Consider the following 26045-nt stretch of genomic DNA (forward strand, 5'->3'; position numbering starts at 1 on the left):
CCTAGGGTGTGGCGTGAGGAAAGTGCAGACGGAGGAAGTGCTGACGGAGCGAACGTGGGCATCGACATCCTCGTGCGCGGAGTGCAGATAGTCTCGCCAGGTGATGGCCGCCCGCTGGTGGTGCCCAAAGGCGATGTCGCAGTGGTGGGGTCGGAGATCGCATACGCCGGTCCGTCTCCCGCTCCCGAGGGATTCGGTCGGGCGAGGAGAGTCATCGACGGCTCAGGACTTGTCGCCCTGCCCGGGCTCGTAAACGCGCACACGCACGCCGCAATGACGGTGTTTCGCGGGTTCGCCGACGACATGCCGCTCATGGAGTGGCTCACCCGGAAGATATGGCCGGCGGAGGCGAGATTGGAAGCAAAGGACGTGTACTGGGGGACCATGCTTGCGTGCGTCGAGATGATCCGCGCCGGCGTGACGACCTTCGCGGACATGTACTTCTTCATGGATGAGACGGCGAAGGCCGTGGAGAAGACGGGGATGAGGGCGTCTCTTTCTCGAGGCCTCATCGGAAGCGCTCCAGGCGCCGACAAGGCCCTCGCCGAGGGTAGAGAACTGTGCGAACGATGGAACGGAGCCTGCGGCGGCAGGATCACCACCATGCTCGGACCCCACGCTCCGTACACGTGTCCAAAGGATTTCCTGGAGAGAGTCATGGAGGCCTCTTCTGAACTCAGGGTGGGCATGCATATCCATCTGTCTGAGACCGAGGGCGAGGTGCGGGAGTGCAAGGCCCTGCACGGGGGGTTGTCCCCAGTAGAGCTCATGGACAGCTACGGTCTGTTCGAATTTCCGGTGCTTGCAGCGCACTGCGTACACGTGTCCGAGCGGGACATCGAGATTCTGAGCGAGAAAGGCGTTGGCGTTGCACACAACCCAGGCTGCAATATGAAAATAGCGTCGGGCATCGCTCCCGTGCCTAGGATGCTCCAGGCCGGTGTCAAGGTAGGTCTTGGCACGGACGGGGCGGCGAGCAACAACAACCTGGACCTCCTCGAAGAGACGAGGATCGCGGCGTTCCTCCACAAGCTCGCTTCGAACGACCCCACGGTCCTCGCCGCACCCGAGGCGTTGTGCCTGGCGACGCTCGGAAGCGCTCGGGCGATTGGGCTCGAGGCGCGCATCGGAACTCTGGAGGCAGGCAAGAAGGCTGATATAGTCTTGATGGATGCGACCGGGCCCCACATGCATCCTCATCACGACATTGTCTCGCATATCGTGTACTCCGCGCGGTCCTCAGACGTTCGTACGGTGATCATTGACGGGAACGTGGTGATGGAGGACGGGGTGCTCACCCACGTGGATGAGAAGGAAGTCTTGGCACGAGCTGAGGAGAGGGCGCGGGCCCTGGTGTGCGTATGATGGAGTCCAGAGATATGCAACCGAGTGTCGGAGGCCTGACGTGGAACGGTGTGCGACCCGATGGGACGACCGAAAGGATGTCGGCGGCGGCACTCGTTCACGTCGACGGAATCAAGGAGTCGCGCAACAAGAAGACACATGGGGGTGAGACGTGGTGTTCGCGCTTGTGGCACTCGTGATTCTCGGCGTCGTCGTTCTCTTCTTCATAACCTCGTACAACAGGCTCGTCGTGCTTCGGAACAGGATCCGGAACGCTTGGTCTCAGATAGACGTGCAACTTCGCAGGCGTTACGACCTCATTCCTAACTTGGTGGAGACGGTCAAGGGGTACGCCGCCCACGAGAAAGAGACTTTCGAGATGGTTACGAAAGCTCGCGCCCAAATGGCAAGCGCCAAGACCGTGGGCGAGCAGGCCGAAGCCCAGAACGCGATCACGGGAGCTCTGAGGTCGCTCTTCGCTGTCGCGGAGGCGTATCCCGAGCTCAAGGCGAACCAGAACTTCCTGATGCTTCAGGAGGAGCTATCAGGCACGGAGAGCAAGATCGCGTACGCACGGCAGTTCTATAACGATACCGTGATGAGGTACAACAACAGTCTTCAAGTGTTTCCAACAAACCTCATAGCTGGCTTGTTCGGTTTCTCTCCAGAGGACTTCTTCGAGATCGAGGAGGCTGCCCGGGAGCCTGTCAGGGTGAAGTTCTAATCAGGCGAGAGGTGAAGCCCTAAGGTGCCATGTACGAGCAGATAGCAAGCAATATCAACAAGACCCGGCTCTTGATGGGTCTCTTCGTCGCTCTCGTCGCGGTCCTGGGGTACGCGTTCGGCGAAGCGTCAGGCGCGGGTTGGAGCGGACTTGTCTTCGCGCTCATCGTCTCGACGGTCATGAGCTTCACGAGCTACTACTACAGCGACCGGATCGTGCTCGCAATGAGCGGGGCTAGACCTGTGACGAAGGAGGAATACCCGTACCTTTGGAACACTGTGGAAGGGCTCGCCATAGCCGCAGGCATACCTGCGCCGAAGACGTATGTCATCGACGACACGGCTATGAACGCGTTCGCGACGGGGCGCGACCCGGAGCATGCCGCCATTGCGGTCACCACCGGACTGCTCTCGAAGCTCAACCGTCAGGAACTGGAAGGCGTCGTCGCGCATGAGATGTCCCACATTAGGAACCGCGATATACTCCTCGCCAGCGTGACCGTGGTTCTCGTGGGAGTCGCCGCATTGCTATCAGATTGGATGATGAGATCGTTTTTGTGGGGAGGATCCCGGAGGCGCCGCGAGCGCAGCGGACGCGGCCAGGCCGGTGCGGTGATCGTCGTCATCGCCTTGGTGCTCGCAATTCTCGCGCCCTTGGCCGCGCAGCTCATCAGATTCGCCATTTCACGAAAGCGTGAGTTTCTCGCAGACGCCGACGGGGCGCTGCTCACGAGGTATCCGCCCGGGCTCGCCGACGCGCTCGAGAAGATAGCCGCGGACACCGAGCCTCTCGAGGCAGCCAACCGCGCGACGGCGCACCTGTACATAGTGAACCCTCTGAAGGACTCCCGGGGGAGGGCGAGCTATCTCTACAGCACTCACCCTCCCATCCAGGAACGGATAGCCAGGCTTAGGTCCATGTAAACCGGGGGTCACGATCGAACAAAGGCACCCCACGCTCATCAGACGGTACCGCCTGCAACGCCCTGCGGCCTGCGGCGACGTATGGACGCCGCGGGCTCATCTTTTTGGTCTCGTTCTTCCATACTAACCATGGTGTAGCCTGAGCAGCATCGTTCGATGTGGTCTACGTATCTCAACATGTTGTCAATCACGATCTCAAGGGGTGCTTGCCAATGGTGCCGAGGCGGCTTTGTGCTGCGCTCCTGGCGTTCGCGTGCGTTCTTTGTGCGGCATCGGTCGCGCGGGCGCAGGGGTGCGAAGAGGACACGGAGCACTGGTATACGGTGATCGACGAAGATACAGGGAAGGTTGTGCTTCAAACCTGCCATGTGGTGGTGGTGGGCGACGAGTTCGTCGACCCCCAGAACCGCCGGTACAGGGTCGTGAGCGTGGAAGACCACATCGCTCGGGCAAGACTCGTGGAGCGGGTCGACTTGGACGCGGCTGCGGCCGCGTTTCGGGCGGCCTGGATTCGCGAGCTCTCCATGACGTCGCTTGCGACCCCGCGCTTGCTTGCTCAAGCTCCGGCAGGGCGCGTGGTGGCCATATACCACACGCACAGCGATGAATCGTACATCCCGACGAGCGGGACCGCTTCGGTGGCTCCTCACGGGGACGTCTACAACGTGGGTGCGGTGATCAGAGACCGTCTGCGACGCACTGTCGGTCTCCGAGCGGTTCAATCTTGGGCGTCTCACCTGCCCCACGACGGCTCTGCCTACGCACGGTCCAGGCGAACGGCTGCGACGCTTCTTCGCAGCAACCCCGACGCCCTCTTCGACCTCCACAGGGACGCCGCTCCACTCGAGGCGTATGCTACCACTGTCGCGGGCAAGCCGGGAGCCAAGGTCATGATCGTGCTCGGCAGGCAGAACCCGAACCTCAAGGCGAACGAGCAGTTCGCGTTCGCAGTGAAGAGTTTCGCCGACAAGAACTTCCCGGGATTCGTCAGGGGGATCTTCTACGGGGAAGGCACCTTCAATCAAGATCTCTCTCCTCGTGCCCTGCTCTTTGAGATGGGGTCGCACGAGAACAGTCAGCAAGCAGCCGAACGCGTCATGGTGAACTTCATCCTGTCCATCCCGGCTGTTTTGTACGGAATAACGCCCGAGGGAGCGACTGCGGGTACCGAGGCGGAGCGCAGGGCGGCCGGGGAGCACAGCCGCGCAATATCGACCCTTGCGTGGGCCGGAATCATAGTGCTGGTCGGCGGGGCCGCGTTCTTGCTCCTCAACGAGGGAAGCCTAGACGGGGTGCGCCGAAGGCTTCGCAGGTTGGCCAACGTCGAGTTCGCCAGCGTCCTTGGCATGCGAAGGAGGCCCAGACCTCGTGAGAGAGAGGGTGGACGCGAAGACGACGACCCTGACCGGGATCACGGCGTCCACGGGAGGGGCGGGACGGGTGCTTGCGAGAGGGCCGATGACGTCGGACTGGGCGCGGAGAATCGGGAGCGGAGCTAGGCGGGCGATCGGTCCGTGGATCGAGGACGCAGCGGCAGCGCGCGGGTGCGCGCGCGAAGACGTCGCGCCAAGCGCCTATCTGGCTTTCCTCGCGACGCCTTCGCAGGGGGGATTTGCATCTATAGCTGCGCCTCGGCCCAGGTAGACTATGAATGCGGAAGTCCCGCATTCACCGCTTGGAGGAGGTTTGCAGGCTCATGGCGGGCATCATCGACTGGGTTACGAAGAGACTGAACAGGACGGACGTCGAAGTCGCGTCTGAAATAGCCCAGGCAGGTCGACGTTCGTCCGGGCGGGCACGACCGGGGACCCCACGTCAGGGAGACCAGGGAGTTGGGAGCGGCCGGGGTGTCCACTCCGCGGCAGGCACGGCTCCAGCGCACGTCGACGACGGAGTGTACGTAAGTCCCACCCCGATCACCGCTGGGGAATCCGTGTCCGTCAAGTATAGCGGTCTGCTCGCGAAGGCAGGGGCTGAGCAGGTGTACTTGCACATGGGTTACGGCGTTGGCACGTGGAACTCCGTGGTGGACGTCCCCATGACGAAGGTGGAACCCGGAACATTCGAAGCCCGGGTGGATCTGCCTCTCGAGGAGACTTCGAGGTTCCACTTTTGTTTTAGGGACAACGCGGGCAACTGGGACAACAACAACGGACGCGACTGGAGCTACGAGATACACAACGGCGAACTCGTCACGTAGCCACGGGCACAGCGGAAGCTCTCCTCCTGCCCCCGCCACTTCGGTTCGACCCTCGCGCGGTTCGGTCCTCGCGACCGCTCGTCTCTCGGGCGAGTCAGACGCGGGTTTCGCCCGCGTCTTCGCCTGCCAGCCCATCAACCGAACACGCGCGTTTGCCCCGCCCCGCCCGGTCCGTGCACAACCGCCTCCTCCGTGCCTTGAAGACCCTGGCCTCGTGGGGTATAATGCAAGGCATGAAGGCTTGTAAAGGCTGCTGAGAGGGGTCGTGTCATGGCGCGGGTCAGGGTGAGGTTTGCTCCATCTCCCACAGGGCACCTGCACGTCGGAGGAGCGCGCACGGTGCTGTTCAATTGGCTTTTCGCACGTCACCACGGGGGCACCTTTGTGCTGAGAATCGAGGATACTGATGTTGAAAGGTCCACGGAGGCGTCGGTGGAAGCGATCATAGACAGCATAAAGTGGCTTGGCCTGGACTGGGACGAAGGGCCGATCGTCGGCGGCAGGTACGGGCCTTACTTTCAGTCGGAAAGGCTGGAGACGTACCGCGAGCACGCGGCGAAGCTGCTCTCCAAGGGACTTGCATATCCTTGCTATTGCACTGCCGAGGAACTCGAGGAAGCTCGCAAGGCAATGCTGGACAGAGGCGAGTCCGTGGGGTACTCCGGACGATGCAGAAACCTGTCGCCGGAGGAGCGCCGCGCGTTGGAGGCCAAGGGCCGCAAACCAGCTCTCAGGTTCAGGGTGGACGAGGGCGACACCGTGGTGAGGGACCTCATCAGGGGGGAGGTCCGGTTCGAGAACAAGTTCATCGATGACTTCGTCATCATGAAGTCCGACGGCTACCCGACGTACAACTTCGCTGCGGTCGTGGACGACACTCTCATGGAGATATCCCACGTCATCCGGGGTGACGAGCACCTTCCGAACACTCCGAAACAGCTGATGATGTACAGGGCGCTTGGGTTCGATCCTCCGGAGTTCGCGCACGTTTCGATGATTCTCGGACCTGACAGGACCAAGCTCAGCAAGAGGCACGGCGCCACGTCCATCGAGCAGTACCGCGAGGACGGTTACCTGCCTGACGCGCTCGTGAACTATCTGGTCCTGCTCGGCTGGGCCTACGATGCCACCCAGCAGATCTTCAGCAGGGAAGAGCTAGTGGAGAAGTTCTCCCTTGATAAGGTCTCAAAGAACCCCGCGGTTTTCGACCCTGACAAGCTGCTGTGGATGAACGGCTACTACTTGAGGGCGACCGACGTGGGGACCCTTGCGAAACTCGCCGTGGAGTACCTAGCTAGGGCGGGGCTCATTCCCGCGGACCCCGACGAGCGCGAAATGGCGCGCGTCGAGCGGATAGTTGGTCTCCTAAGGGAGAGAATGCACACGTTGAGGGATGTCGTCGCTCTTGGATCCTTCTTTTTCACTGAGGGAGTCTCTTATGAGGCCGAAGCTTTCGAGAAGTTTCTCGCAAAGGACTACGTTCCCGAGACTCTGAGCGAGGTGCGACAAAGGTTGGGATCGCTCGGGGAGTTCACGGCTGCTGAGGTCGAGAGGGTGCTGAGAGGTTACGCGGCGGAGGTGGGCCGGAAAGCCGGCGACGTGATCCATCCTGTGCGCGTCGCGGTGACGGGGCGCGCGGCGAGTCCGGGGTTGTTTGAGGTTCTCGAGCTGCTCGGCAAGGACGTGACGTGCTCCCGCCTGGAGTCGGCCATTGCCAGGCTGTCAGCCGGAGCTTAAGGGCCCAGGCGCGAAGCATCTATCTAGACGCTCAGGCGGTCGGCGGGCGATGGCGGTTAGAGGCAGGGGAGCGGCACTGACATTGGGGGTAACACGGAACTCGTGTATGGCTGACAACAGTATGGCTGACAACAGGGGTTGACGCGCCACCCTGAGCTGTGCTAGAATTCACGTGTGGGGATGACCGGCGACAGCTTCGTGCGGTTTATCTTCGTGCGGTTCATCCAAGAAAGAACTCAAGCTGGGGAGTCGTCTAGTGGTAGGACGACAGACTCTGGATCTGTTTGCGGGGGTTCGAATCCTCCCTCCCCAGCCAAATAGGTTTTCGGTTGTGTGGCCCCGTCGTCTAGCGGCCCAGGACACCGCCCTCTCAAGGCGGTGACACGGATTCGAATTCCGTCGGGGCCACCACTTTTTGTACTTTCCCCGCTCCATGGTTTTCGGATGTCCCCGTACGGCGTCGCATAGCGTCCGCATCGACTCGCGCCGTGCCTTACGCTGAGACCGAAACCGAGCTCTTGACTGTTCCACCTGGAGCCAGAAGCCGAGAAGGGAGAACGCACAGGCTGGGCCATGGGCGACGCGACTTTTGGGCCGCGCGGTTCGCCTTCGCCCAGGACCAGTCCTCATTCGCTCACGCGATCACGCGTTCACGCAAGACCTTCACGCAAGAAACGCGGCCACCACTCCGACAAGAAAGATTCCGTCGTACACGCCTGCCCCGCCGATGCTGACCAGTTGCGGTCCGAGGCTGCGGATCTTCCGCAAGTTGAGCAGGTCCGCACCGACCAGAGTGCCTATGGAGCCAGCTATGTACGCCACCGGCGCGGCATACTCCCCCGCCAACAGCAACGCTGCTCCCGCTGCGACGAGCGGCGGGATGAACGCTGGCAGGGCGATCCCCACACCGGGCACCACTCGTGCAATGGACTTGGCTGCCCAGGCCACCACCGCCGAGGCGACGACCGCTGGGAAAAGGGGCGTCCGCTGCAGTAGATAGAGGGCGAACACAGTGGGCACCACCGCCCCCCCGAAGTTGACGGCTATGACCTGCTGGCGTACGCGCGGAGGGTAATAGAAGAAGAACGAGGAGAAAGGCCAGAGTGGATCCTCCACCACAGTGCGCTGTCTTGCCAGGGGGATGTTGACGACGCTTCCGAGCAGCGAAAGCCCGAAGAGCAGGATGGCGCCCTCGGGCGATAGACCCAGTTTGGTGAATGATATGGCCGCGACGTTGAAGTAGAACAAGAACACGAGAGCCGGTAGAAATAGGATGAAGAGCAACAACAAGGGAAGCAAACCGAACACAGGCTCATCCCCCGATCTATCGTCTTGGCGCTCGCCACCGGTGCCGGGCGCCGTTCCTGCCGCCGGCCAACTCGCCGCGGCACACGTGAGGAAAGCGCCGACCAATGGCTGAGGCGATCATATCCATTATACTATACCTGATATGCGCTCGCTTGGGGCGGTCGTCATGCGCCTCTTCGGGGGTCACCGCTGCGGGAGCGAACCGGCTGCGTTCGCAGAGGTTCGGCGCGGTTCGCGGCGGTCCTGCGGGGTCTGGCGGGGATCAGTGAGAATGCACGGCGGGCCCTTCCGCGCCGGATAGGGCCCACTTCCAAGCCTGAGTCTGGCAGACCGAGACTATCACGCGCCGCGGGATCACACGATCTCAACACCCCAGTTGAGGCCGGAATTATTGTCCCAGTGGTCGGCGCCGTCCTTGAAACAGAAATTGAAGGTCTTGTCTCCGTCAATCGTCACATCCGCTGACCATGTCAAGTCGTCGAGTCTGGTCATCGGAGTGAAGCGCGCGTTCTCCCAGTTGTCGCCGTACCCACAGTACAAGTAGACGGAATCGGCACCTGACGATGAGAGCAGACCCCTGTACATTATCGTCCCTTTCTTCTTGCTGGCGAGAGGGACGGGGTCTACCGCTACCCTCCTATCGATGAATAGGTCTCGCATGGTTTTTCTGGGCATGTGCCACCTTCACCCCTTCACGGCTGTTGATGTCAGTATTATTATCTTGTCTTTGTTCAGGTTTATGTGTCGCGCTCTCCGCCTTCACTGGAGGAGGGCCGTGAGATGGAGGCGCCTTGCCTGTCTCGCTCACCGAGGTGCCGTCGAAAGAGCCGCTTTGGGTGGAGGAGAAACGTGCATGGAGGAGAAATCACTACCCATACTACACCGGGAACCTCGATAACGGTTTGAAGCCGGGAGGCGTCCGGCTGGGAGGGATCGCAAGTGGTTGTATCAGGCGGGGACCTTCGTCGAGCTGCGCACACAGCCGTCGCGCAGTGCATGGGGGTGGCTTCGGGGGAGACCGTGCTTGTCATCACAGATGATAAGCTGCGGGAGATCGGTTTCGCCCTGTGGGAAGCTGCATGCTCTCTCGGGGCGGAGGCGATGCTCTTGGAGATGATCCCGAGGTCGAGAAACGGTGAAGAGCCGCCCGCTCCAGTGGCGGCCATCATGAAGACCGTGGATGTCGTGCTCGCCCCGACGAGCAAGTCCCTCTCGCATACCGCGGCGAGGCGCGAGGCATGTCAGGCGGGCGCGAGGATTGCGACGCTGCCTGGAATCACACGAGAGGCGATGGTGCGCACGCTTTGCGCGGACTACTCGTCTATCTCGGAGGTCAGCAGGAGAGTCGCCGATGTCCTGACCTCGGGGAAATCCGCGAGGGTGCTGAGCCCTTCGGGTACCGACCTCGTCCTGTCCCTCGAGGGAAGGGTGGGCCACCCCGACACCGGCATGTACCGTCTTCCGGGCGACTTCGGGAACTTGCCTGCGGGAGAGGCGTACATCGCTCCCGTTGAGGGCTCCGCGGAGGGAGTCATCGTGGTGAATGGCGCAATGGCAGGAGTGGGCGTGCTCGAGGACCACATCACCATGAGAGTGGAGCATGGGTACGTCACCGAGATCTCGGGCGGACAGGGGGCCAAGGCGCTGGAGGAGGCCATAGCTCATCTTGGGAAGCCGGCCAGAAACATAGCCGAGCTTGGGGTCGGAACGAACGACCGGGCAGTCGTCACCGGCAAAGTGCTGGAGGACGAGAAGGTGCTGGGGACCGTCCACATCGCCATCGGAAACAACGTGAGCTTCGGAGGGACCGTCGACGTTCCCAGCCATCTCGATGGCATAATCCTTCAACCGACGCTGCTCGTGGACGGAGTTGCTGTAATAGAGGACGGTGTCCTGAAGGTGTGATTAAAGGGGGGGCCACGATGGAGCTCGAGGAGTATCGGCTTCGCGCGGAGGCCTTCCTCCGCGATCTGAACGAGGAGCTTTATCTGAACGGTGCCGGCCTAAAGGCGTCGCTGGACACGTCGAGCATATATGAGCGGAATGCCGACCTGTTCGAAAAGTGTGAGGTGCTGGCAATCCTCGAGATGTTCAGGGGGGCGACGAAACCCTCGGTGCTTGGGCATATGTGTGCCTCTGGGACGCTCAGCGGCACGGGAGCCGACGGCGAAGCTGGTTCAGAGTCATCCGCGCGATGCCTCGCGGGGTTTGCGTGCGACGGGTTCCTTGCAGCAGCCACCAGAGATATCACGGATGCCATCGTCTCAGCCGAGACACTGGCCGTGGTGGAGTTCGAAGGAAGGGAGATCCCCTTTCGAAACTCCAAAGTCGTCCTGGCCAACGAGCCGAACGAACGGGCAAGGGCGGCGCTCGAGGCGGAGCGACAGAGGGTCACGATAGCGAACAACCCCCGACGCGAGGAGCGCATGGAGACCTTCCACTCCCTCGTGCGCGACCTCGGGTACACCGACTACAAGTCGTTCTGCGCCGACGTGGGCGGCATAGACCTCGACAGCCTAGGCCAGGCCATGCAGGACCTGCTGGACGAAACTGAGGCCGCGTACACGCGTGCCATGGAGAGGGCGGCCGGCTCAGTGCTTGGGATGCGCCTTAGAGACGTACGTCGCCACGACCTAGCTTTCCTGTTTCGGGGAGCGAGGTTCGACGAGATGTTCCGAGAAGAGAAGGTGGTCCCCACGCTCGAGGCCACCGTTGCCGGCATGGGGCTGTCAATCCGGAACCATCCGAACATTCACATCGATTCCCAGGCGCGGGATAACAAGTCACCGCGAGCGTTCTGCGCGCCGCTGGACGTTCCCGGCAAGGTCATGCTCGTCATAATGCCCCACGGCGGCCACGACGACTACCACAGCATACTCCACGAGGCTGGCCATGCCTGGCACTACGGAAACGTGAGGCCCGATCTGCCGTTCGAGCACAGATGGCTGGGGGACGACTCCGTCACCGAGGCGTACGCTTTCCTGTTCGAATACCTGGCGACCTGCGAGCGGTGGCTCGCCGAGAACACGGCGGGAACGCTCCTGGAGGAATACCGCGCGTTTGCGTTGCTTCACAAACTCTACATGGTGCGGAGGTATGCGGCCAAGCTTTTGTATGAGCTTCGCTTGCACGGTGGGAGCGATCTAGCCGAGATGCCACGGGAGTACGCGAGTATCCTTACGGATGCCTTGAAAGTGAGGTACCCTGAAAGCGATTACCTGACGGATGTGGATGACGGCTTCTACTCAGCCCGGTACTTGAGGGCATGGGTGTTCGAGGCGCACTTGCGACACTTCCTGATGAAGCGTTTCGGAGAACGCTGGTACGCTTACGCCGAGACAGGCGCCGCCTTACGCGAGCTGTTTTCCGAAGGGCAGAGGCTTCCCGTCGATGCCCTTGCAGCAAGGCTCGGCATTGGAGCGGCCGATCCCGCGCCGCTCGTTGAGGAGATCCTTGATAGTTTGTAGGCGCGATGCGCAGACTTTGGGGTAGGACGGTGATACTCATGGCATCGAAGTCGCCTTCAAGAGACCCGCGCGTCCCGAAGAAGAGCGTAAAGAAAGTCACCAAACGGGCTTTGGAGGTCGACGAGAAGGACTTCCTAGACATGCTCATGACTGAGGTCAACGAGGACGAGGCGGCGGAGGTGCTGGGCAAGACCCCAGAGGAGGCTCTGTGGGTGGGTCCGGAGGACGAGCCGGAGGGAAACGGGCACGAGTGAGATGGCCGCTCATGCTTCGCGTTCCGTCGACATAACCGTGTCTGCCGGGGAATATCCATACAGCGGGCGGCTGCGAGTTCTTGGCTACCTGCTGCCGCTCGGGGGCTGGAAGCAATGGGCGACATCTCCCCTGGCCCTCTCGACGAGAGGGTAATGGACCTCCTCGGCAGGCGAGTCGCGACCGTGGTGGTCGCCACGGTGGATGAGTGCGGCGATCCTTGGACGACCCCGGTGAACGCCATCACGTCCGTGTCCAGGAACACCATCCGGATGGCGCTCGAGCGACGCAGCGCAGCTCTTGTACACCTAGAGCGCCGAAAGAGCGTCATGATAGCCGTGCTCGACGAGGGGGACATCGCCGTCGGGATCAAGGGTCAAGCTGTCGTAGTGAAGCCTTCCATGGAAGCGAATCCTCTCATGGCCATGGTCGAGGTCGAAGTGTGCGGCGTCAAGGATGACTCCTGGCCGGATCTGGTGGTGTGCCAAGGTGTCCGAACGCGGCCCAGGCACGAAAGCATCGCGTTTGCCTTCAAGAGGGTGCTGGCTGAGCTCAGGTCCCAGCCTATGTAGGAGTGAGGTCGCGGGCCCGACGCTCCAAGCGCCCCGTCACGCTGTGGATTTCCACGCGCTGCTCTCGAGTGTGTGCCACTCTCAAGAAGAGGAACTTGCCCACGGGTCAAGAACTGATATAATCTGTAGTACCTGAATGGCGGGTATATGCCCGCCATTGGCGTCTACTATCATCCGCGGTCCTCCCCGTCGCAAGGCGAGGAGGCGGCGACAGCGGACGCATGGGCCGACGTATGGGCGAAAGGGGAGGGGCACGTGGGGAGCTTCGCTCATCTGCACTTGCATACCCAGTACTCGCTCCTCGACGGGGCGTGCAAGCTGCCTGATCTCATGGCGAGGGCTCGTGAACTCGGACTTGGCGCTTTGGCCATGACCGATCACGGGGTCCTCTATGGGGCCATCGATTTCTACAAGACAGCAGAAAAGCATGGCATAAAGCCGATCATCGGGTGCGAGCTCTACGTAGCGAAGAGAACCCGGCACGATCGCACCCCTCACGTGGACGACGACCAGCACCACCTGGTGGTCTTGGCGAAGGACGAAACAGGCTATGGGAACATAGTGAAGCTCTCGAGCATCGGGTTCGTGGATGGGTTCTACTACAAGCCCAGGGTTGACATGGAAGCGCTGGACCGACACAGAGAGGGCATCATCGCGCTCTCGGCTTGCCTGGCTGGGGAGGTGCCCTCCCTGATCCTTCAGGGAAACTACGAGGCAGCCAAGCGCAAAGCCGCGGAATACCGGGAGATTTACGGACCCGACGGGTTCTACCTCGAACTCCAGAGCAACGGCATCCGTGAGCAAGACCTGGTGAACGCCGCGCTCATGGACATGGCTCGGGAGCTGCGAATCCCTCTCGTGGCGACCAATGACGTCCACTACGTGCGGCGCGAGGACGCCCGGGTGCACGACGTGCTCCTGTGCATACAGACAGGAAAGACCGTCGACGACAAAGACCGCCTTCGGTTTCCTACGGATGAGTTCTATCTCAAGTCCGCACACGAGATGCAGGCGGCTTTCAGGCACGTGCCGGAGGCGCTCGAGAACGCGCTCATCATCGCGGAGCGCTGCAACTTCAAATTCGAATTCGGGAGGTCCGCGGTCCCGGTCTTCGAGGTCCCGGAGGGTCACACCCAGGAGAGTTTCCTGCGACATCTCTGCGCGGAAGGGTTGAAGAAGAGGTACGACGAGGTAACCGGCGACCTGACCGCCAGGCTCAACTACGAGCTGGATGTCATAGTGAAGATGGGGTACGCTGGGTACTTCCTCATCGTATGGGACTTCATAAGGTTCGCTCGGGAGAAGGGCATCTACGTCGGTCCGGGTCGCGGATCAGCGCCTGGGAGCCTGGTGTCCTACGCCCTCGGCATCACTGATATCGACCCCATCAAGTACGGTCTCATATTCGAGAGGTTCCTCAATCCTGAACGAGTCACCATGCCCGACATCGACGTGGACTTCTGCTTCGAGCGGCGCGGCGAGGTCATCGATTACGTCACCAGGAAGTACGGTGCCGACAGGGTTGCGCAGATCATAACTTTCGGCACCATGGCTGCCCGGGCGGCCATACGAGACGTTGGTCGCGTGCTCAATTTCCCGTACAATGAAGTGGACAGGATAGCCAAGATGGTCCCCATGGAGCCGGGCACGACCATAGACAAGGCTCTCGCGTCGTCACCGGAGCTGAAAGCGGCCTACGATCAGGACGAGAAGACGAAAAACCTCATCGACACCGCGAGGGCAGTCGAGGGCATGCCCAGGCACGCTTCGGTCCATGCTGCGGGAGTTGTCATCTCCAAGGACCCGCTTGTGGAACACGTGCCACTGTATCGGACGAGCGACGACGCCATAACTACCCAGTTCGCCATGGAGGATCTCGAGCAGATCGGCGTCCTGAAGATGGATTTCCTCGGCCTGCGCACCCTCACTGTGATCGGAAAGGCTGTGGAGATCATAAGGCACACGCGGGGAGAGGAAGTCGACATAGGCAAGATCCCGCTGGACGACCGGGAAGTGTATGAGGCCCTCAGGCAGGGTGACTCCTTAGGTGTGTTCCAGCTGGAGAGCAGCCTCTTCCAAGGACTGCTGAGAGAAGTCAGGCCCACGTGCTTTGAAGACATCATCGCCATACTCGCGCTCGGCCGACCCGGGCCGATGGGGCGCATACAGGATTTCGCCCAGCAGAAGCACGGGGAGAAGCCCGTGGAGTATCCACACCCCGACCTGGAGCCTGTCTTGAAGGAAACCTACGGTAACATGCTCTACCAGGAGCAGGTCATGATGGTCGCAAGCACGCTGGCGGGCTTCACCCTAGGGGAGGCCGACATACTTCGGCGCGCGATGGGCAAGAAGAAGCCTGAGGTCCTCGCAGCCCAACGCGAGAAGTTCATGGAGGGCGCGAGGAGGCGCGGTGTGGACGAGGAGACAGCCGCCCAGATCTTCGATCTCATGGAATTCTTCTCGGGATACGGGTTCAACAAGAGCCACAGCGCGGCCTACGCCATGATATCGTACAGGACGGCCTGGCTCAAAGTGCACTACCCCGTGGAGTTCATGACCGCTCTCCTCACGAGTGTGACCGGCGCGTCCGACAAGGTCGCTTTCTACGTGGACGCGTGCCGTCAGAAGGGGATCGAGGTATTACCACCCGACATCAACGAGAGCTTCGAGGACTTTACGGCGGTCGGGGGGAGGGTTCGCTTTGGTCTGGCGGCCGTCAAGAACGTGGGGAGGGGGGCCGTTCAGGCGATCATCGACGCCCGCAAGAGCGGCGGCAAGTTCAGGTCCCTGTCGGATTTCTGTGAGAGGGTCGATCTCAGAGAGGTCAACAAGAAGGCCATAGAGAGCTTGATACGCTGCGGCGCATTTGACTCTACGGGCGCGAGTCGCGCGGCGCTCCTCCTGGTGCTCGACTCCACACACGATGCGGCTTCGGCTGGAAGAAGGGAACGGGAGAAGGGGCAGGCATCATTCTTCGATCTCTTCGATGAGAAGGGGGAATTCGCCTCTAGCGAGGTTCCTCTGCCCTCTGTTCCCGAATTCGGCGAGCGGGAAAGGCTTGCCATGGAGAAGGAGCTTTTGGGGCTTTACGTGTCGGGCCATCCCTTGCAGGGCGTTGCCGCGAAGCTGCGGGAGCACGTGAGTGCCCAGGTAGCTACGCTCGCGGATCACCCGGACGGAGATGAGGTGTCCGTCGGTGGGATCATAACGGCATTCCGGAAAACAGTCACGAAAAGCACCGGGCAGCCTATGGCCTTCTTTACCCTGGAGGACTTGACTGGCTCGGTGGAGGTAGTGGTGTTCCCGCGGGTGTACGAAGAGTGCTTCAGGTTCATAGCGGAGGATGCCATCGTCTTAGTGCATGGCAGACTCGACATGAAGGAAGAAGGGGCGAAAATCCTGGCCAACGTGGTGTTGCCATTCTCCCAGGAAATCGTGGTAATCCCCCTCGACGGCGAGACGACCACGAGGGGTGCCATGGAGAAGCTCAAGAGGAAGCTCACGAGCGGTGGCCGAGGCGGTGACATCCCCGTCTTCCTCCGTGTGTCGACTTCCGTAGGAACGGCCGTGGTCTCGACTTCCCCTCAGGTATGGGTGTCCGAGGGAACAAAGGTTGACCTGCACTTGGATGTCCCCGGCGCCAAGCAGTAACCGGTGATGGGTCCGGGAGTCAGGAAGGAGCCAAACCGGAGTGCAGAAGGATATTCGGGCGCGAGCTAGAAAACAGCATAAACATGAGTGGACATACTACATCCAGCGTCTTCCTGCTTGCAGAGGAGGAAACAGCGAATGTGGACGGTCGTGTACATCGCGCCAAACAGGCCAGTGGCCGAAATGATGAAGGAGATGCTCGAAAAAGAGGGGATGCTGGTGATGCTGCGCCCGGCCGGCGTGCCCCACATGGGCAACTCCGCCAATGTGGAGGTGCTCGTGCCGGAGTCTGAGGCCGAGGACGCACAGGAGCTTCTTACCGCTGCATTTGGAAGGTAGAGAGATATGCCTGCGATCAAGGATCTGTTCAAAGGGAAACAGAAGTACGTGACAGTCAAGCCCACGAGCGTCCAGACCGAGCAACCCGAAGGCCTGTGGACCAAGTGTTCGCAGTGTGGACAGCTCACATACACCAGGGAGCTTGCACGAAACCTGCTCGTGTGCCACAAGTGTGGGTTCCATTTCAAGCTGACGGCTGCACAGAGGCTTGCCATCACGCTCGATGAGGGCAGTTTCACGGAGCTCGACTCGAATCTCGCGTCCGTGGACCCGATAGAGTTTCCCGGTTACGCTTCCAAGCTCGAAAGGACCAGGCAGACCACAGGCCTCGAGGAGGCAGCCGTGACGGGCCAGGGGACGATAGGCGGCTACCCGGTCATGATAGGCGTGATGGACTTTTCGTTCATAGGGGCGAGCATGGGATCGGTCGTGGGGGAGAAAGTGGCGCGGCTCTTCGAAAGGGCAACGAGGCAACGCATCCCCGTGGTGATGTTCAGCGCCTCCGGCGGCGCGAGAATGCAGGAAGGTGTGCTGTCGCTGATGCAGATGGCCAAGACTAGCGCTGCTTGCGCTCGCATGTCTGAGGCAGGCGTCCTCTACATCTCGGTGCTTACGAATCCCACGACCGCGGGGGTGCTCGCCAGCTTCGCGTCTCTCGGTGACATCGTGATCGCCGAGCCGGGTTCGCTCATAGGGTTCACGGGCCAGAGAGTGATCGAGGAGACCATAAGGCAGAAACTGCCGCCCGGTTTCCAGAGCGCTGAGTTCGTCCTCGAGCACGGCATGATAGACATGATCGTCCAACGGCGAGACATGAAGAAGACCCTCACTTCGCTGCTTGCGCTCCATGAGAGGAGGCATGAAGCGGGATGATAAACCTCACGCTGGAATTCGAGAAGCCCCTTGTGGAGTTGGAGAAGAGGATCGAGGAGCTCCGGAACTTCAGCCAAGAAAGGGGCATCGATCTTTCCGACGAGATCGCCACTCTCGAGAAGAAGGCTGAAGCGCTGCGTCGCGAGATCTTTGACAACCTCACCCCCTGGCAGCGCGTGCAGATCGCGCGCCACCCGAGAAGGCCAACGACCCTCGACTACATCGGCCTCATCTTCGACGAGTTCATCGAGCTCCATGGCGACCGGGCTTTTCGAGACGACGGCGCCATAGTCGGTGGCCTGGCGAGCATCGACGGCAGGCCCGTCACTGTGGTCGGGACGCAGAAAGGTCGCGACACCAAGGAGAACCTCGCAAGGAACTTCGGGATGCCTCACCCCGAGGGGTACCGCAAGGCCTTGCGGCTCATGAAACAGGCCGAGAAGTTCCACCGCCCGGTCGTGTCGTTTGTGGACGTCGTGGGGGCGTATCCCGGGGTTGAGGCGGAGGAGCGCGGCCAAGGCCAGATCATCGCGCGCAACATAGAGGAGCTTTCCAGGCTGGCCACGTGCATCGTGGTGGTCATAACCGGCGAGGGAGGCAGCGGAGGCGCGCTGGCGATAGGTGTTGGCGACAGGCTCCTCATGCTTGAGAACGCATACTTCTCCGTCATCTCCCCGGAGGGGTGTGCCGCGATCCTGTGGAAGGACGGATCCAGGGCTCAGGAGGCTGCTGAAGTGCTAAAGCTTACGGCGCCTGACATGAAGAGACTTGGGATAGTGGATGAAGTGCTGCCGGAGCCGAAGGGGGCCGCTCACAAGGACCGGGAAGGAACGGCTCGCGTCATCAAAGAGGCTCTCATAAGGAGCATAGACGAGCTTTCGGGGATACCACCCCGCAGGCTCGTCGAGAGGCGGTATGCGAGGCTCCGGAGGATAGGGGAGTTCGTGACGCGCGAGGCCGCGCAGCAGGAATTCGCGGAGGCCGCCTCGGCCGGAGGGGACGTGTTGCGGGTGGCGGGACCCGCCGGGAACAGGGGGGAATCCGGACGTTGAAGCGGATAGCGGTTCTCACAAGCGGGGGCGACGCTCCGGGCATGAACGCGGCGATAAGGGCGGTCACCAGGTGCGCCATTTGTCATGGGATGTCCGTGGTGGGGGTGAATCGAGGGTACCAGGGTCTTGTCGAGGGAGACATGTTCGACATGTCATCTCGCAGCGTGGGTGACATCATCCAGCGTGCCGGCACGATCCTGAGGTCCGCGAGGTCGGAGGAGTTCATGACAGAGGCCGGGCGCAGAAAGGCCTTGGACCAGATGTCGAGGCGCGGGGTAGAGGCTCTGGTGGTCATTGGAGGCGACGGCACGTTCCGTGGGGCTTGCGCGCTTGCGGGCATGGGTGTTCCTGCTGTGGGGATTCCCGCAACCATTGACAATGACATCGCGTTCACCGACTACTCGCTCGGCTTCGATACCGCGGTGAACACCGCTGTCGACGCGATCACGAAGATTCGCGACACCGCAAGCTCCCACGGGCGGAGCAACGTAATAGAGGTCATGGGCCGCGACACCGGTCACCTGGCACTGGCGGCCGGCGTGGCGGGAGGGGCTGAGTACATCCTCATCCCGGAGGTGCCCTTCGACCTGGACTCCATGTGCGAGGGAATCACGGCGGGCTACAGACGAGGAAAGACTCATAGCATAATCGTGGTGGCCGAGGGCGTCGGCGGGTACCACTCCCCTGACGAGCTCCACCATGAGAGCATAGGGTTCAAGATAGGTGACGCGGTGCAAGAGCGCACGGGCCTCGACACCAGGGTCACCGTGCTCGGGTACATACAGCGAGGTGGCGCACCTACGGCCCGTGACAGGCTGCTCGCGACGGCGTTCGGATGCAAGGCCGTGGAGCTTCTCGCGAACGGCGAGGCCGCAAAGGTCGTCGGCGTCGTGGGCGACGATATCCGGGCGTTCGACATCCGCGAGGTGGCCGCCACACGCAAGAAGGTCGACATGGATCTGTACAACCTGGCGACGATGCTCTCTAGAGTCTAGCTTGCCCAACCCGTGGGTGCTCATGAGTCTTGGCGGATCCGATCGCCGCGCGCGGTTTTGTGGAACAGCCGCGTCGCGTCGCGTCTGTGTGAAGCCCTTCCGTTGAGGGAGGGTTTCGGTCTGTCCTGGAGGACAAAGCCAGGAGACCGCAAGTGCGCTCATCAAGTGCGCTCGTAAGGAAGGACGAGAGGAAGGACGAGAGGAGCATGGAGGAGGTGTGGAAGTGCGCAGGACGAAGATAGTGTGCACTTTGGGCCCAGCCACCGACCAGCCCGGCGTGATGGAGGCATTGGTCAAGGCGGGGATGGACGTGGCCAGGATAAACGCGTCCCATGGCTGCTGCGAAGAACACGCCGCCCGCATTAGGCGAGTGAGGGAGGCAGCCAGTGCATGCGGGAGGCAGGTGGGGATCATGTTCGATCTCGCGGGACCCAAGATCCGCACCGGCCCGATCAAGAATGGCAAGGTCGAGCTCGCACAAGGAGCCCTCGTCTCCCTTGTGCCTGGCTGCGAGGAAGGCGATGCCCAGCGAGTGTTCGTGAATTACCCGGACCTTCTGGAGAGCGTGTGCCCGGGCGCAAGGATCCTCCTGAGCGACGGCCTCATAGAGCTGGAGGTGGACCACGTACGGGACGGCGAGGTCGTGTGCAGGGTGAAGACCTCTGGAGAGCTCGCGTCCCGAAAGGGGGTCAGCTTGCCCGGGGCGAGAGTGCGGTTTCGGTCCGCGACCCGCAAGGACGTCTCGGATATCCAGTTTGCCGCCGCACAGGAGGTCGATTTCATCGCGTCCTCGTTCGTGCAATGTGCGGAGGACGTGGTTCGGGTCCGGGCGCTCCTCGATGCCGCTGGAGCCGACAGCCACGTCATAGCTAAGATCGAGTCCAGCGAGGGGATAGCCAACATCGACGCTATCATAGGGATGGCGGACGGCGTGATGGTGGCCAGAGGAGACCTCGGCGTCGAAACGCTGCCCGAGAGGGTGCCACTCGTCCAGAAGATGATCATCCAGAAATGTAATGCCGCCGGCAAGCCCGTCATCACCGCCACGGAGATGCTGGAGTCGATGGTGGAGAATCCCAGGCCCACGAGGGCTGAGGTGACAGATGTCGCGTGTGCCATCTTCGACGGCACCGACGCGGTCATGCTGTCCGCGGAAACGGCCGTCGGAAACCACCCTATAGAGGCGGTGTCGATGATGGCCCGGATCGCCGAGACCACGGAGGAAGCCCTGCCATACGCGGAGATTCTGAGGGCGAAGAGCATATCTCCCTCGAGGAGCGTCGCGGACGCCATCAGCCATGCCACGTGTCAGACCGCCCACGATCTCGGCGTCAAGGCCATACTTACGTCGACCGAGTCGGGCGCGACAGCTCGGATGGTGTCGAAGTACCGCCCGCAGGCGCCGATAGTCGCGGCGACGCCGGATCCCAGAGTGGCTTCGAAACTGACCCTGGCATGGGGAGTCCTGCCTACGCTCGTTAGAAAGGCAGCCAACATAGACGATGTCCTGGACGTGACGATCGAGGCAGCGGTCTCGTTGGGAGTGGCAAGCAAGGGCGATCTCGTGATCATCACTGCGGGCGTCCGAGCGGGGGTGCCCGGGACGACGAACATGCTCAAGGTCCACAGGGTGTAGAGGAAAGTTCTTCCCTGCAGGAGGAGGAATACGAAGGCGGCTGGAGAATAGAAAGGGTTGGCAAGCTAATCCTATATCGTGACGATCTTTGACGACGCGTGGAGGGAGGCAGGGCCCGACGCGTTTTTCCTGGTACGTTCCTGACCCGGCGGGGCAGCAACTGTCCCGCGCGCTCGTGACCGGCAGGAGCGGTATCGTGAGCAAGCCAACGTCGTGTCGGGGAAAGCCCGAAACGATGAGGAATAGAGGGAGGAATGTGGTATGCCGCTGGTGACGACGAAAGAGATGCTCAAGAAAGCTCAGGCGGAGCGTTACGCGGTTGGAGCGTTCAACGCGAACAACCTCGAGTACGTGCAGGCCATCATCGACGCTGCCGAGGAAGAGAAGGCGCCCGTGATCCTTCAAGCGAGCCAGGGTGCGATAAAGTACGCGGGGCTCAAGATGGTCGTGGCCATGGTCAAGGCTGCGGCGGAGGCCGCCAGCGTGCCCGTAGCGCTTCACCTCGACCATGGCACGGACTACAAGCAAAACGTGAGATGCCTTGCAGCCGGCTTCACCTCGCTCATGTTCGACGGTTCCTCCTTGTCCTTTGAGGAGAACGCCGCCATAACGAAGAAGATCGTGGAGATGGCTCACGCCGCGGGCATCCCCGTCGAGGCGGAGCTCGGCAAGGTCGCGACTGCCGGTCACGTGACCGAGGAAGAGGTCAGAGCGTTGATGACCGACCCCGAGGAGGCCAAGAGGTTCGTGGAGGAGACCGGTGTCGACTCTCTGGCCGTGGCCGTCGGGAGCGTTCACAAGATGACCACTCAGGCTGCGCGGCTCGATGTGGACAGGATAGCCAAGATTAGAGAGCTCACGGGGGTTCCGCTTGTGCTGCACGGCGCGTCGGGCGTGACCGACGAAGGGTACAGGCTCGGCATCTCCGCGGGCATATGCAAGATCAACATAGCGACGGAGCTCAACAAAGCGTTCACGCGCGGTATACGCGAGGCGCTCGAGAAGAATCCCGACGAGATCGATCCCAGGCGAATTGCGGGGGTCGGCCGGGACTACATGAAAGAGGCAGTGAAAGCCAAGATGCGCCTCTTCGGGTGTTCGGGGAAGGCTTGAGCGGTCTAGCTCCGGAACATCAGATTGGTCCAGATTCTGCAGGGCGTTCGTGTAGCCGAGGAGGGTTTTCGAAATGCCGGAAGCGAAAAAGAGGCTGGGTGTTCTGACGGGAGGCGGAGACTCATCGGGGCTCAACGCCGCAATAAGGGGCGTGGTGATGCGGGCTGCTGACTATGGGTACGAGGTCCTCGGAATCCGTGATGGATGGGCCGGGCTCATAAACGCAGACGTCGCTCCCCTCAGCATAGAGGACGTAAGGGAGATCTTGTCCAGGGGGGGCACAATCCTCGGTACGTCGCGCACCAACCCGTTCAAGAAAGAGGAGAACGTCGTAAAATGTATTGAGAACGTCAAGAAGCTGGGCATCGACACGGTGATCGCCATCGGCGGCGACGACACGCTGGGGGTCGCGAACAAGTTGAGCCAGCGGGGCGTGCCGTGCGTCGGGGTGCCGAAGACCATGGACAACGATGTGTCTGGCACCGACTATTGTATAGGGTTCGACACCGCTGTTACGGTGGCCGTTGACGCCGTCGAAAGGCTCCGCGACACCGCGCGCTCTCATAAGCGGATCATGGTGCTGGAAGTGATGGGGAGGGACGCCGGGTGGGTGGCGTTGGTCACCGCCATGACTGGCGGCGCCGACTGGGTGCTCGTTCCCGAAGTCGAGCCCGACCTCGATGCCATGTGCGAACACCTCCTGAAGCTCCGCAGCGCGGGCAGACCCTACGGAGTGGTCGTGGTGTCTGAGGGCGTCACCATCCCCGGGCTCGACGAAGAAGGCTCCGGCGAGGTAGACGCTTTCGGCCATGTGAGGCTCGGCCTTCGCGGCGTGGGGAATCTCGTGGGCGCTGAGATAGAGAGGCGCACGGGCATTCAGACGAGGGTGGCGGTGATCGGCCACATCCAGCGAGGAGGGTCGCCGACCGTCACCGACAGGTTCTATGCGACGAGGCTCGGCATGGCGGCTGTTGACCTCGCGAGCCGGGGCGAGTTCGGAAAGATGCCGGCGTTCGCGGGCGGAGAGATCAAGGTCGTCGACCTTGCCACCGCTGTCGGCAAGACCAAGGTCGTGCCGGAGTCCCTCTACAAGGAAGCGATGACCCTCTTCAAGTAAGCCTACGGGGGCTCGCTCCTCGGCGTGCAAGGCCGCAGGTATGAGGGTGAGTCTCATGGGTCTCGATACCATAGCCACCGCCTGGGTTCCTTCCATAACGTTCCTGGGCGGAGGCTTTTTCCTTATGGCCGTAGGAGTCCCCATCTCCTCGCTGGCCATGTTCAGCTTCCTCGCTATCGCCATGCAGGCACGCGGCTGGTCCTGGCTATACTCGGCGCTGGTCGCGGGGTTCTTCACCGCCGCGGGGCATGCCGGATCATACGTTGTTTTCCGCGCCGCTGGCAACCCCATCTTCGAGAGGCTCGCCCGACGGCAGCCTGAGGCGTCCCGTGTCCTTGCACGGCTGAAAGCAGCCATCGGCCGCGGACACCCTCGCGTGGCGCTCGAGCTCTTCGCTCTGCGCTGGGTAGGCGCGGGGTACAGCCAGGTGTTCTGGCTCCTGGGGGTCCTGGGAAGCGGAACCGCCAACACCGTGCGCAACCTCCTCCTCGCGGACCTCCTCTGGGCCGCGACGTGGTCCTGGGCGCTTGCCAACGTCATCCCCGACGCCCCCGCACTGGCAAGGCACATGTCGGTGGCCGGCTGGGTGCTCCTCGGCGCCGGCGTGCTCGCCGCCGTAGCCCGGCAGGTGGCTTCCCGCGTGCGCGCGAATTCCGGGCCGCGGAGACGCTAGGTCTGCCGGGCGTGGCACGGCACGGCGGGTCACTCCTGTGAGGTCAGGGCCTCGAGCGCGCGCTCGTACACTTCGAGGTCGCGGGAGCTGAAGAGCACGAACCTTACCTCGTCAAGGCTCGGTCCTTCCGAGTCGCTCAGGAAATCCCGCACGGCTCCCAGCGCCACTCGAGCCGCCCTCTCTATCGGAAACCCGTACGCCCCGGTGCTGATCGATGGGAACGAGATCGTGCGCAGCCCGTGCTCCGTCGCAAGCTGGAGGCTGCTGCGGTAAGCGCTTGCGAGCGTTTCGTCCTCGCCATGTCCGCCGCCCTGCCAAATGGGCCCGACCGTGTGGATGACGTACCGCGCCTTGAGTCGTCCGCCCGTTGTGATCACGGCTTTTCCGGCAGGTAAGCGCCCACTTTCCTTCCGTATCCTCATGCACTGCTCATGGATCTCCGGTCCGCCGGCCCGGTGTATGGCTCCGTCCACTCCGCCTCCTCCTGCCAGCTCGGAGTTTGCGGCGTTCACGATGGCGTCAGTTGGTTGCTCGGTTATGTCCCCTCGCACGAGCCTCAGCAGCGTTCGTCCCACGGTGACTTCCATTCTCGGAATCCCCCTCTCTCCGTTTGCGCTTGTTAGCGCTCGTTTGCGTGTAACCCAAGTATGAGATTCTGGCGTGGGGCGCGCGTTCCTTCCAGGCTGTGCTGGCTGTGCTCTCGCCTTGCGCGTCGGGCGCGCGCTCAGCTCCGCGCGCCCTGGGCGGGACAAGCGCTCCCGCACAGCGCCGCCGGACGGGGAGTGCCGCACTTGTGAGTGTACTGTGACGATGAAGGAGGATTCAGGCATGTAAACGTAGAAAGATTCAGAGCACGGGGACTACGCGCGGGACACCGCGAACGACAGACGCGCTCAACGGATGACTCGCCGTCGAGCTTTGCGACGAGACGAGACTCGGAGGTGGGACCTGTGGAAGTCGGTGGGTACCTTCTGCCGGATGACCTGTACTATGACCCGAACCACAGCTGGGGAAGGGTAGAGGGATCCGTCGTGACGGTCGGGCTGAACGATTTCGCTCAGAAGCTGGCCGGAGAGTTCGTGTCATGTGATCTCCCGGCGGTTGGCAAGAAGGTTCAGCAAGGGAAACCTGTGGCTGCGGTCGAGTCTGGCAAGTGGGTTGGGCGCATATACGCTGTGGTAGGAGGCGAAGTCATAGAGGTCAACGAGAAACTGGAGGACGACCCGACTCTCCTCAACACCGACCCCTACGGTGAAGGCTGGGTTTTCAAAGTCAAGATGGAGGATCCCGGCGAACTCGCCAACCTCATGCAGGGCGACAAGGCGGCGAGGTGGCTCGAGGAGGAAATCGAGAAACACGCAAAGTAGCGTCCGGGCAGATAGTCGCAGGCTGGACAGGTGAGGGCGGGACAGCCGCGGGCGGGACAGGCACGGGCGGGGCAGACACCTAGCGTCCCCCTCGGGTATCTTGAGTGAATCTCCTGAGTGCGCGCAAGCGAGGGCCGGCGATCGCCTCACTTGCCAAGGAGGTCTTGTATCGTGGAACGAGGCTCCAGTGCAGAGAAGGACGGAGTTGTCGTTACCGTGCTCGATCCCAAGTTCAAGTACGAGATCGCGACCGAGCCCGGAGGCGAGAACATCAAGTACTGCTTCCAGTGCGGCACGTGCACGTCGGGGTGCCCCGTGGCGGAGCTGGACGGCAAGTACAACCCACGACGCATCATCAGGATGGCGATTCTGGGGATGCGCGAAAGGGTGCTGTCTAGCGACTTCATCTGGCTGTGTTCCACGTGCTACACCTGCTACGAAAGATGTCCACAGGACGTCAGGATAACAGAGGTCATGAACGCCCTGAAGAACATGGCCGTGAGGGCAGGGTACGTCCATCCTGCGTTCCGGGCCCAGGCAGAACTCATAGCCGCGCACGGGAGGCTGTACGAGGTTGATGAGTTTACGAACGAGAAGCGCGCCGAGCTTGGGCTTCCCACGCTTCCCAGCGGCTCGCCGGAGGTGGCCGAGATATACGGGATGACCGGGCTTGCGAGCCTACTCTCTGGCAAAGGTGCGTGA

At 61.8% G+C, this 26045-nt stretch carries 24 protein-coding genes and 2 tRNA genes; 23 read left to right on the plus strand and 3 right to left on the minus strand.

Going from position 1 to position 26045, the window contains the following annotated elements:
* Positions 1-6: 6 nt before the first annotated feature.
* The 8 genes from NUW12_01400 (at position 7) to NUW12_01435 (ending at position 7339) form a co-directional block, all read left to right on the plus strand.
* Complete coding sequence (locus tag NUW12_01400; protein MCR4401428.1) at positions 7-1365, plus strand: amidohydrolase; 1359 nt, start codon at positions 7-9, stop codon at positions 1363-1365.
* Positions 1366-1516: 151 nt separating this feature from the next.
* Positions 1517-2068 carry a LemA family protein gene (locus NUW12_01405; GenBank protein MCR4401429.1) on the plus strand — a complete coding sequence of 184 codons (552 nt, stop codon included), beginning with the start codon at positions 1517-1519 and terminating at the stop codon, positions 2066-2068.
* A 29-nt stretch (positions 2069-2097) separates the two neighbouring features.
* Positions 2098-2991: a zinc metalloprotease HtpX gene (gene htpX / locus NUW12_01410; protein ID MCR4401430.1), complete on the plus strand. Its 894-nt coding sequence runs from the start codon at positions 2098-2100 to the stop codon at positions 2989-2991.
* A 212-nt stretch (positions 2992-3203) separates the two neighbouring features.
* Positions 3204-4490, plus strand: coding sequence for a stage II sporulation protein P (locus NUW12_01415; protein MCR4401431.1), 1287 nt, complete (start codon positions 3204-3206; stop codon positions 4488-4490).
* 197 nt (positions 4491-4687) lie between these two features.
* A complete protein-coding gene (locus NUW12_01420) occupies positions 4688-5191 on the plus strand; it encodes a carbohydrate-binding protein (GenBank protein MCR4401432.1) in 504 nt (167 codons plus the stop codon).
* Positions 5192-5461: 270 nt separating this feature from the next.
* Positions 5462-6928, plus strand: coding sequence for a glutamate--tRNA ligase (gltX, locus tag NUW12_01425; protein ID MCR4401433.1), 1467 nt, complete (start codon positions 5462-5464; stop codon positions 6926-6928).
* Between the two features lie 242 nt (positions 6929-7170).
* Positions 7171-7244, plus strand: a tRNA-Gln gene (locus tag NUW12_01430).
* 19 nt (positions 7245-7263) lie between these two features.
* Positions 7264-7339, plus strand: a tRNA-Glu gene (locus NUW12_01435).
* Between the two features lie 252 nt (positions 7340-7591).
* Here the strand turns inward: NUW12_01435 and NUW12_01440 are convergent.
* Together NUW12_01440 and NUW12_01445 are read right to left on the minus strand one after the other, a co-directional pair.
* On the minus strand, positions 7592-8236 hold the full coding sequence (locus NUW12_01440) for a DUF1614 domain-containing protein (GenBank protein ID MCR4401434.1): 645 nt from the start codon (positions 8234-8236) through the stop codon (positions 7592-7594).
* 354 nt (positions 8237-8590) lie between these two features.
* Positions 8591-8911: a carbohydrate-binding protein gene (locus NUW12_01445; protein ID MCR4401435.1), complete on the minus strand. Its 321-nt coding sequence runs from the start codon at positions 8909-8911 to the stop codon at positions 8591-8593.
* Between the two features lie 321 nt (positions 8912-9232).
* Between NUW12_01445 and NUW12_01450 the strand changes: the two genes are divergently transcribed.
* The 13 genes from NUW12_01450 (at position 9233) to NUW12_01510 (ending at position 23976) form a co-directional block, all read left to right on the plus strand.
* The gene (locus NUW12_01450) at positions 9233-10141 is read left to right on the plus strand and encodes an aminopeptidase (protein MCR4401436.1); all 909 of its coding nucleotides are present in this window, start codon (positions 9233-9235) and stop codon (positions 10139-10141) included.
* A 17-nt stretch (positions 10142-10158) separates the two neighbouring features.
* Positions 10159-11703 (plus strand): hypothetical protein, encoded by a 1545-nt coding sequence (locus tag NUW12_01455; GenBank protein ID MCR4401437.1) that lies wholly within the window; start codon positions 10159-10161, stop codon positions 11701-11703.
* A gap of 38 nt (positions 11704-11741) precedes the next feature.
* The gene (locus NUW12_01460; GenBank protein MCR4401438.1) at positions 11742-11957 is read left to right on the plus strand and encodes a hypothetical protein; all 216 of its coding nucleotides are present in this window, start codon (positions 11742-11744) and stop codon (positions 11955-11957) included.
* A gap of 114 nt (positions 11958-12071) precedes the next feature.
* Positions 12072-12527, plus strand: coding sequence for a pyridoxamine 5'-phosphate oxidase family protein (locus NUW12_01465; GenBank protein ID MCR4401439.1), 456 nt, complete (start codon positions 12072-12074; stop codon positions 12525-12527).
* Between the two features lie 255 nt (positions 12528-12782).
* Positions 12783-16178: a DNA polymerase III subunit alpha gene (locus NUW12_01470; protein MCR4401440.1), complete on the plus strand. Its 3396-nt coding sequence runs from the start codon at positions 12783-12785 to the stop codon at positions 16176-16178.
* 138 nt (positions 16179-16316) lie between these two features.
* Positions 16317-16517, plus strand: coding sequence for a DUF2007 domain-containing protein (locus tag NUW12_01475; GenBank protein MCR4401441.1), 201 nt, complete (start codon positions 16317-16319; stop codon positions 16515-16517).
* Between the two features lie 6 nt (positions 16518-16523).
* A complete protein-coding gene (accD, locus tag NUW12_01480) occupies positions 16524-17390 on the plus strand; it encodes an acetyl-CoA carboxylase, carboxyltransferase subunit beta (GenBank protein ID MCR4401442.1) in 867 nt (288 codons plus the stop codon).
* Positions 17390-18442, plus strand: a complete 1053-nt coding sequence (locus tag NUW12_01485) for an acetyl-CoA carboxylase carboxyltransferase subunit alpha (GenBank protein MCR4401443.1) — start codon at positions 17390-17392, stop codon at positions 18440-18442. The genes accD and NUW12_01485 overlap by 1 nt, the downstream gene beginning before the upstream one ends.
* Positions 18439-19437: a 6-phosphofructokinase gene (pfkA, locus tag NUW12_01490; GenBank protein ID MCR4401444.1), complete on the plus strand. Its 999-nt coding sequence runs from the start codon at positions 18439-18441 to the stop codon at positions 19435-19437. The genes NUW12_01485 and pfkA overlap by 4 nt, the downstream gene beginning before the upstream one ends.
* A gap of 223 nt (positions 19438-19660) precedes the next feature.
* Positions 19661-21073 (plus strand): pyruvate kinase, encoded by a 1413-nt coding sequence (gene pyk / locus NUW12_01495; GenBank protein ID MCR4401445.1) that lies wholly within the window; start codon positions 19661-19663, stop codon positions 21071-21073.
* Between the two features lie 261 nt (positions 21074-21334).
* Positions 21335-22186: a class II fructose-1,6-bisphosphate aldolase gene (gene fba, locus NUW12_01500; GenBank protein ID MCR4401446.1), complete on the plus strand. Its 852-nt coding sequence runs from the start codon at positions 21335-21337 to the stop codon at positions 22184-22186.
* A 73-nt stretch (positions 22187-22259) separates the two neighbouring features.
* Positions 22260-23303, plus strand: a complete 1044-nt coding sequence (locus NUW12_01505) for a 6-phosphofructokinase (protein ID MCR4401447.1) — start codon at positions 22260-22262, stop codon at positions 23301-23303.
* Positions 23304-23358: 55 nt separating this feature from the next.
* Complete coding sequence (locus NUW12_01510; GenBank protein MCR4401448.1) at positions 23359-23976, plus strand: hypothetical protein; 618 nt, start codon at positions 23359-23361, stop codon at positions 23974-23976.
* 29 nt (positions 23977-24005) lie between these two features.
* On the opposite strand, the gene NUW12_01515 is transcribed toward NUW12_01510, so the two are convergent.
* Positions 24006-24563, minus strand: a complete 558-nt coding sequence (locus tag NUW12_01515; GenBank protein MCR4401449.1) for an O-acetyl-ADP-ribose deacetylase — start codon at positions 24561-24563, stop codon at positions 24006-24008.
* Positions 24564-24926: 363 nt separating this feature from the next.
* Here NUW12_01515 and gcvH point away from each other — a divergent pair, with 363 nt between their 5' ends.
* Complete coding sequence (gcvH, locus tag NUW12_01520) at positions 24927-25343, plus strand: glycine cleavage system protein GcvH (GenBank protein MCR4401450.1); 417 nt, start codon at positions 24927-24929, stop codon at positions 25341-25343.
* Between the two features lie 171 nt (positions 25344-25514).
* Positions 25515-26045, plus strand: coding sequence for a 4Fe-4S dicluster domain-containing protein (locus NUW12_01525; GenBank protein MCR4401451.1), 531 nt, complete (start codon positions 25515-25517; stop codon positions 26043-26045).

The sequence above is a fragment of the Bacillota bacterium genome, assembly GCA_024653485.1.
Taxonomy (GTDB): Bacteria; Bacillota; SHA-98; order UBA4971; family UBA4971; genus UBA6256.

What these genes read in the sequence shown, in the direction of transcription:
- NUW12_01475 (MCR4401441.1), top strand. Translation starts at nt 16,317, where the DNA reads ATGTGGACGGTCGTGTACATCGCGCCAAACAGGCCAGTGGCCGAAATG.
- NUW12_01450 (MCR4401436.1), top strand. Translation starts at nt 9,233, where the DNA reads ATGGGGGTGGCTTCGGGGGAGACCGTGCTTGTCATCACAGATGATAAG.
- NUW12_01465 (MCR4401439.1), top strand. Translation starts at nt 12,072, where the DNA reads ATGGGCGACATCTCCCCTGGCCCTCTCGACGAGAGGGTAATGGACCTC.
- fba (MCR4401446.1), top strand. Translation starts at nt 21,335, where the DNA reads ATGCCGCTGGTGACGACGAAAGAGATGCTCAAGAAAGCTCAGGCGGAG.
- NUW12_01505 (MCR4401447.1), top strand. Translation starts at nt 22,260, where the DNA reads ATGCCGGAAGCGAAAAAGAGGCTGGGTGTTCTGACGGGAGGCGGAGAC.
- NUW12_01420 (MCR4401432.1), top strand. Translation starts at nt 4,688, where the DNA reads ATGGCGGGCATCATCGACTGGGTTACGAAGAGACTGAACAGGACGGAC.
- NUW12_01515 (MCR4401449.1), bottom strand. Translation starts at nt 24,563, where the DNA reads ATGGAAGTCACCGTGGGACGAACGCTGCTGAGGCTCGTGCGAGGGGAC.
- accD (MCR4401442.1), top strand. Translation starts at nt 16,524, where the DNA reads ATGCCTGCGATCAAGGATCTGTTCAAAGGGAAACAGAAGTACGTGACA.
- NUW12_01510 (MCR4401448.1), top strand. Translation starts at nt 23,359, where the DNA reads ATGGGTCTCGATACCATAGCCACCGCCTGGGTTCCTTCCATAACGTTC.
- gltX (MCR4401433.1), top strand. Translation starts at nt 5,462, where the DNA reads ATGGCGCGGGTCAGGGTGAGGTTTGCTCCATCTCCCACAGGGCACCTG.
- NUW12_01415 (MCR4401431.1), top strand. Translation starts at nt 3,204, where the DNA reads ATGGTGCCGAGGCGGCTTTGTGCTGCGCTCCTGGCGTTCGCGTGCGTT.
- NUW12_01460 (MCR4401438.1), top strand. Translation starts at nt 11,742, where the DNA reads ATGGCATCGAAGTCGCCTTCAAGAGACCCGCGCGTCCCGAAGAAGAGC.
- NUW12_01455 (MCR4401437.1), top strand. Translation starts at nt 10,159, where the DNA reads ATGGAGCTCGAGGAGTATCGGCTTCGCGCGGAGGCCTTCCTCCGCGAT.
- htpX (MCR4401430.1), top strand. Translation starts at nt 2,098, where the DNA reads ATGTACGAGCAGATAGCAAGCAATATCAACAAGACCCGGCTCTTGATG.
- NUW12_01445 (MCR4401435.1), bottom strand. Translation starts at nt 8,911, where the DNA reads ATGCCCAGAAAAACCATGCGAGACCTATTCATCGATAGGAGGGTAGCG.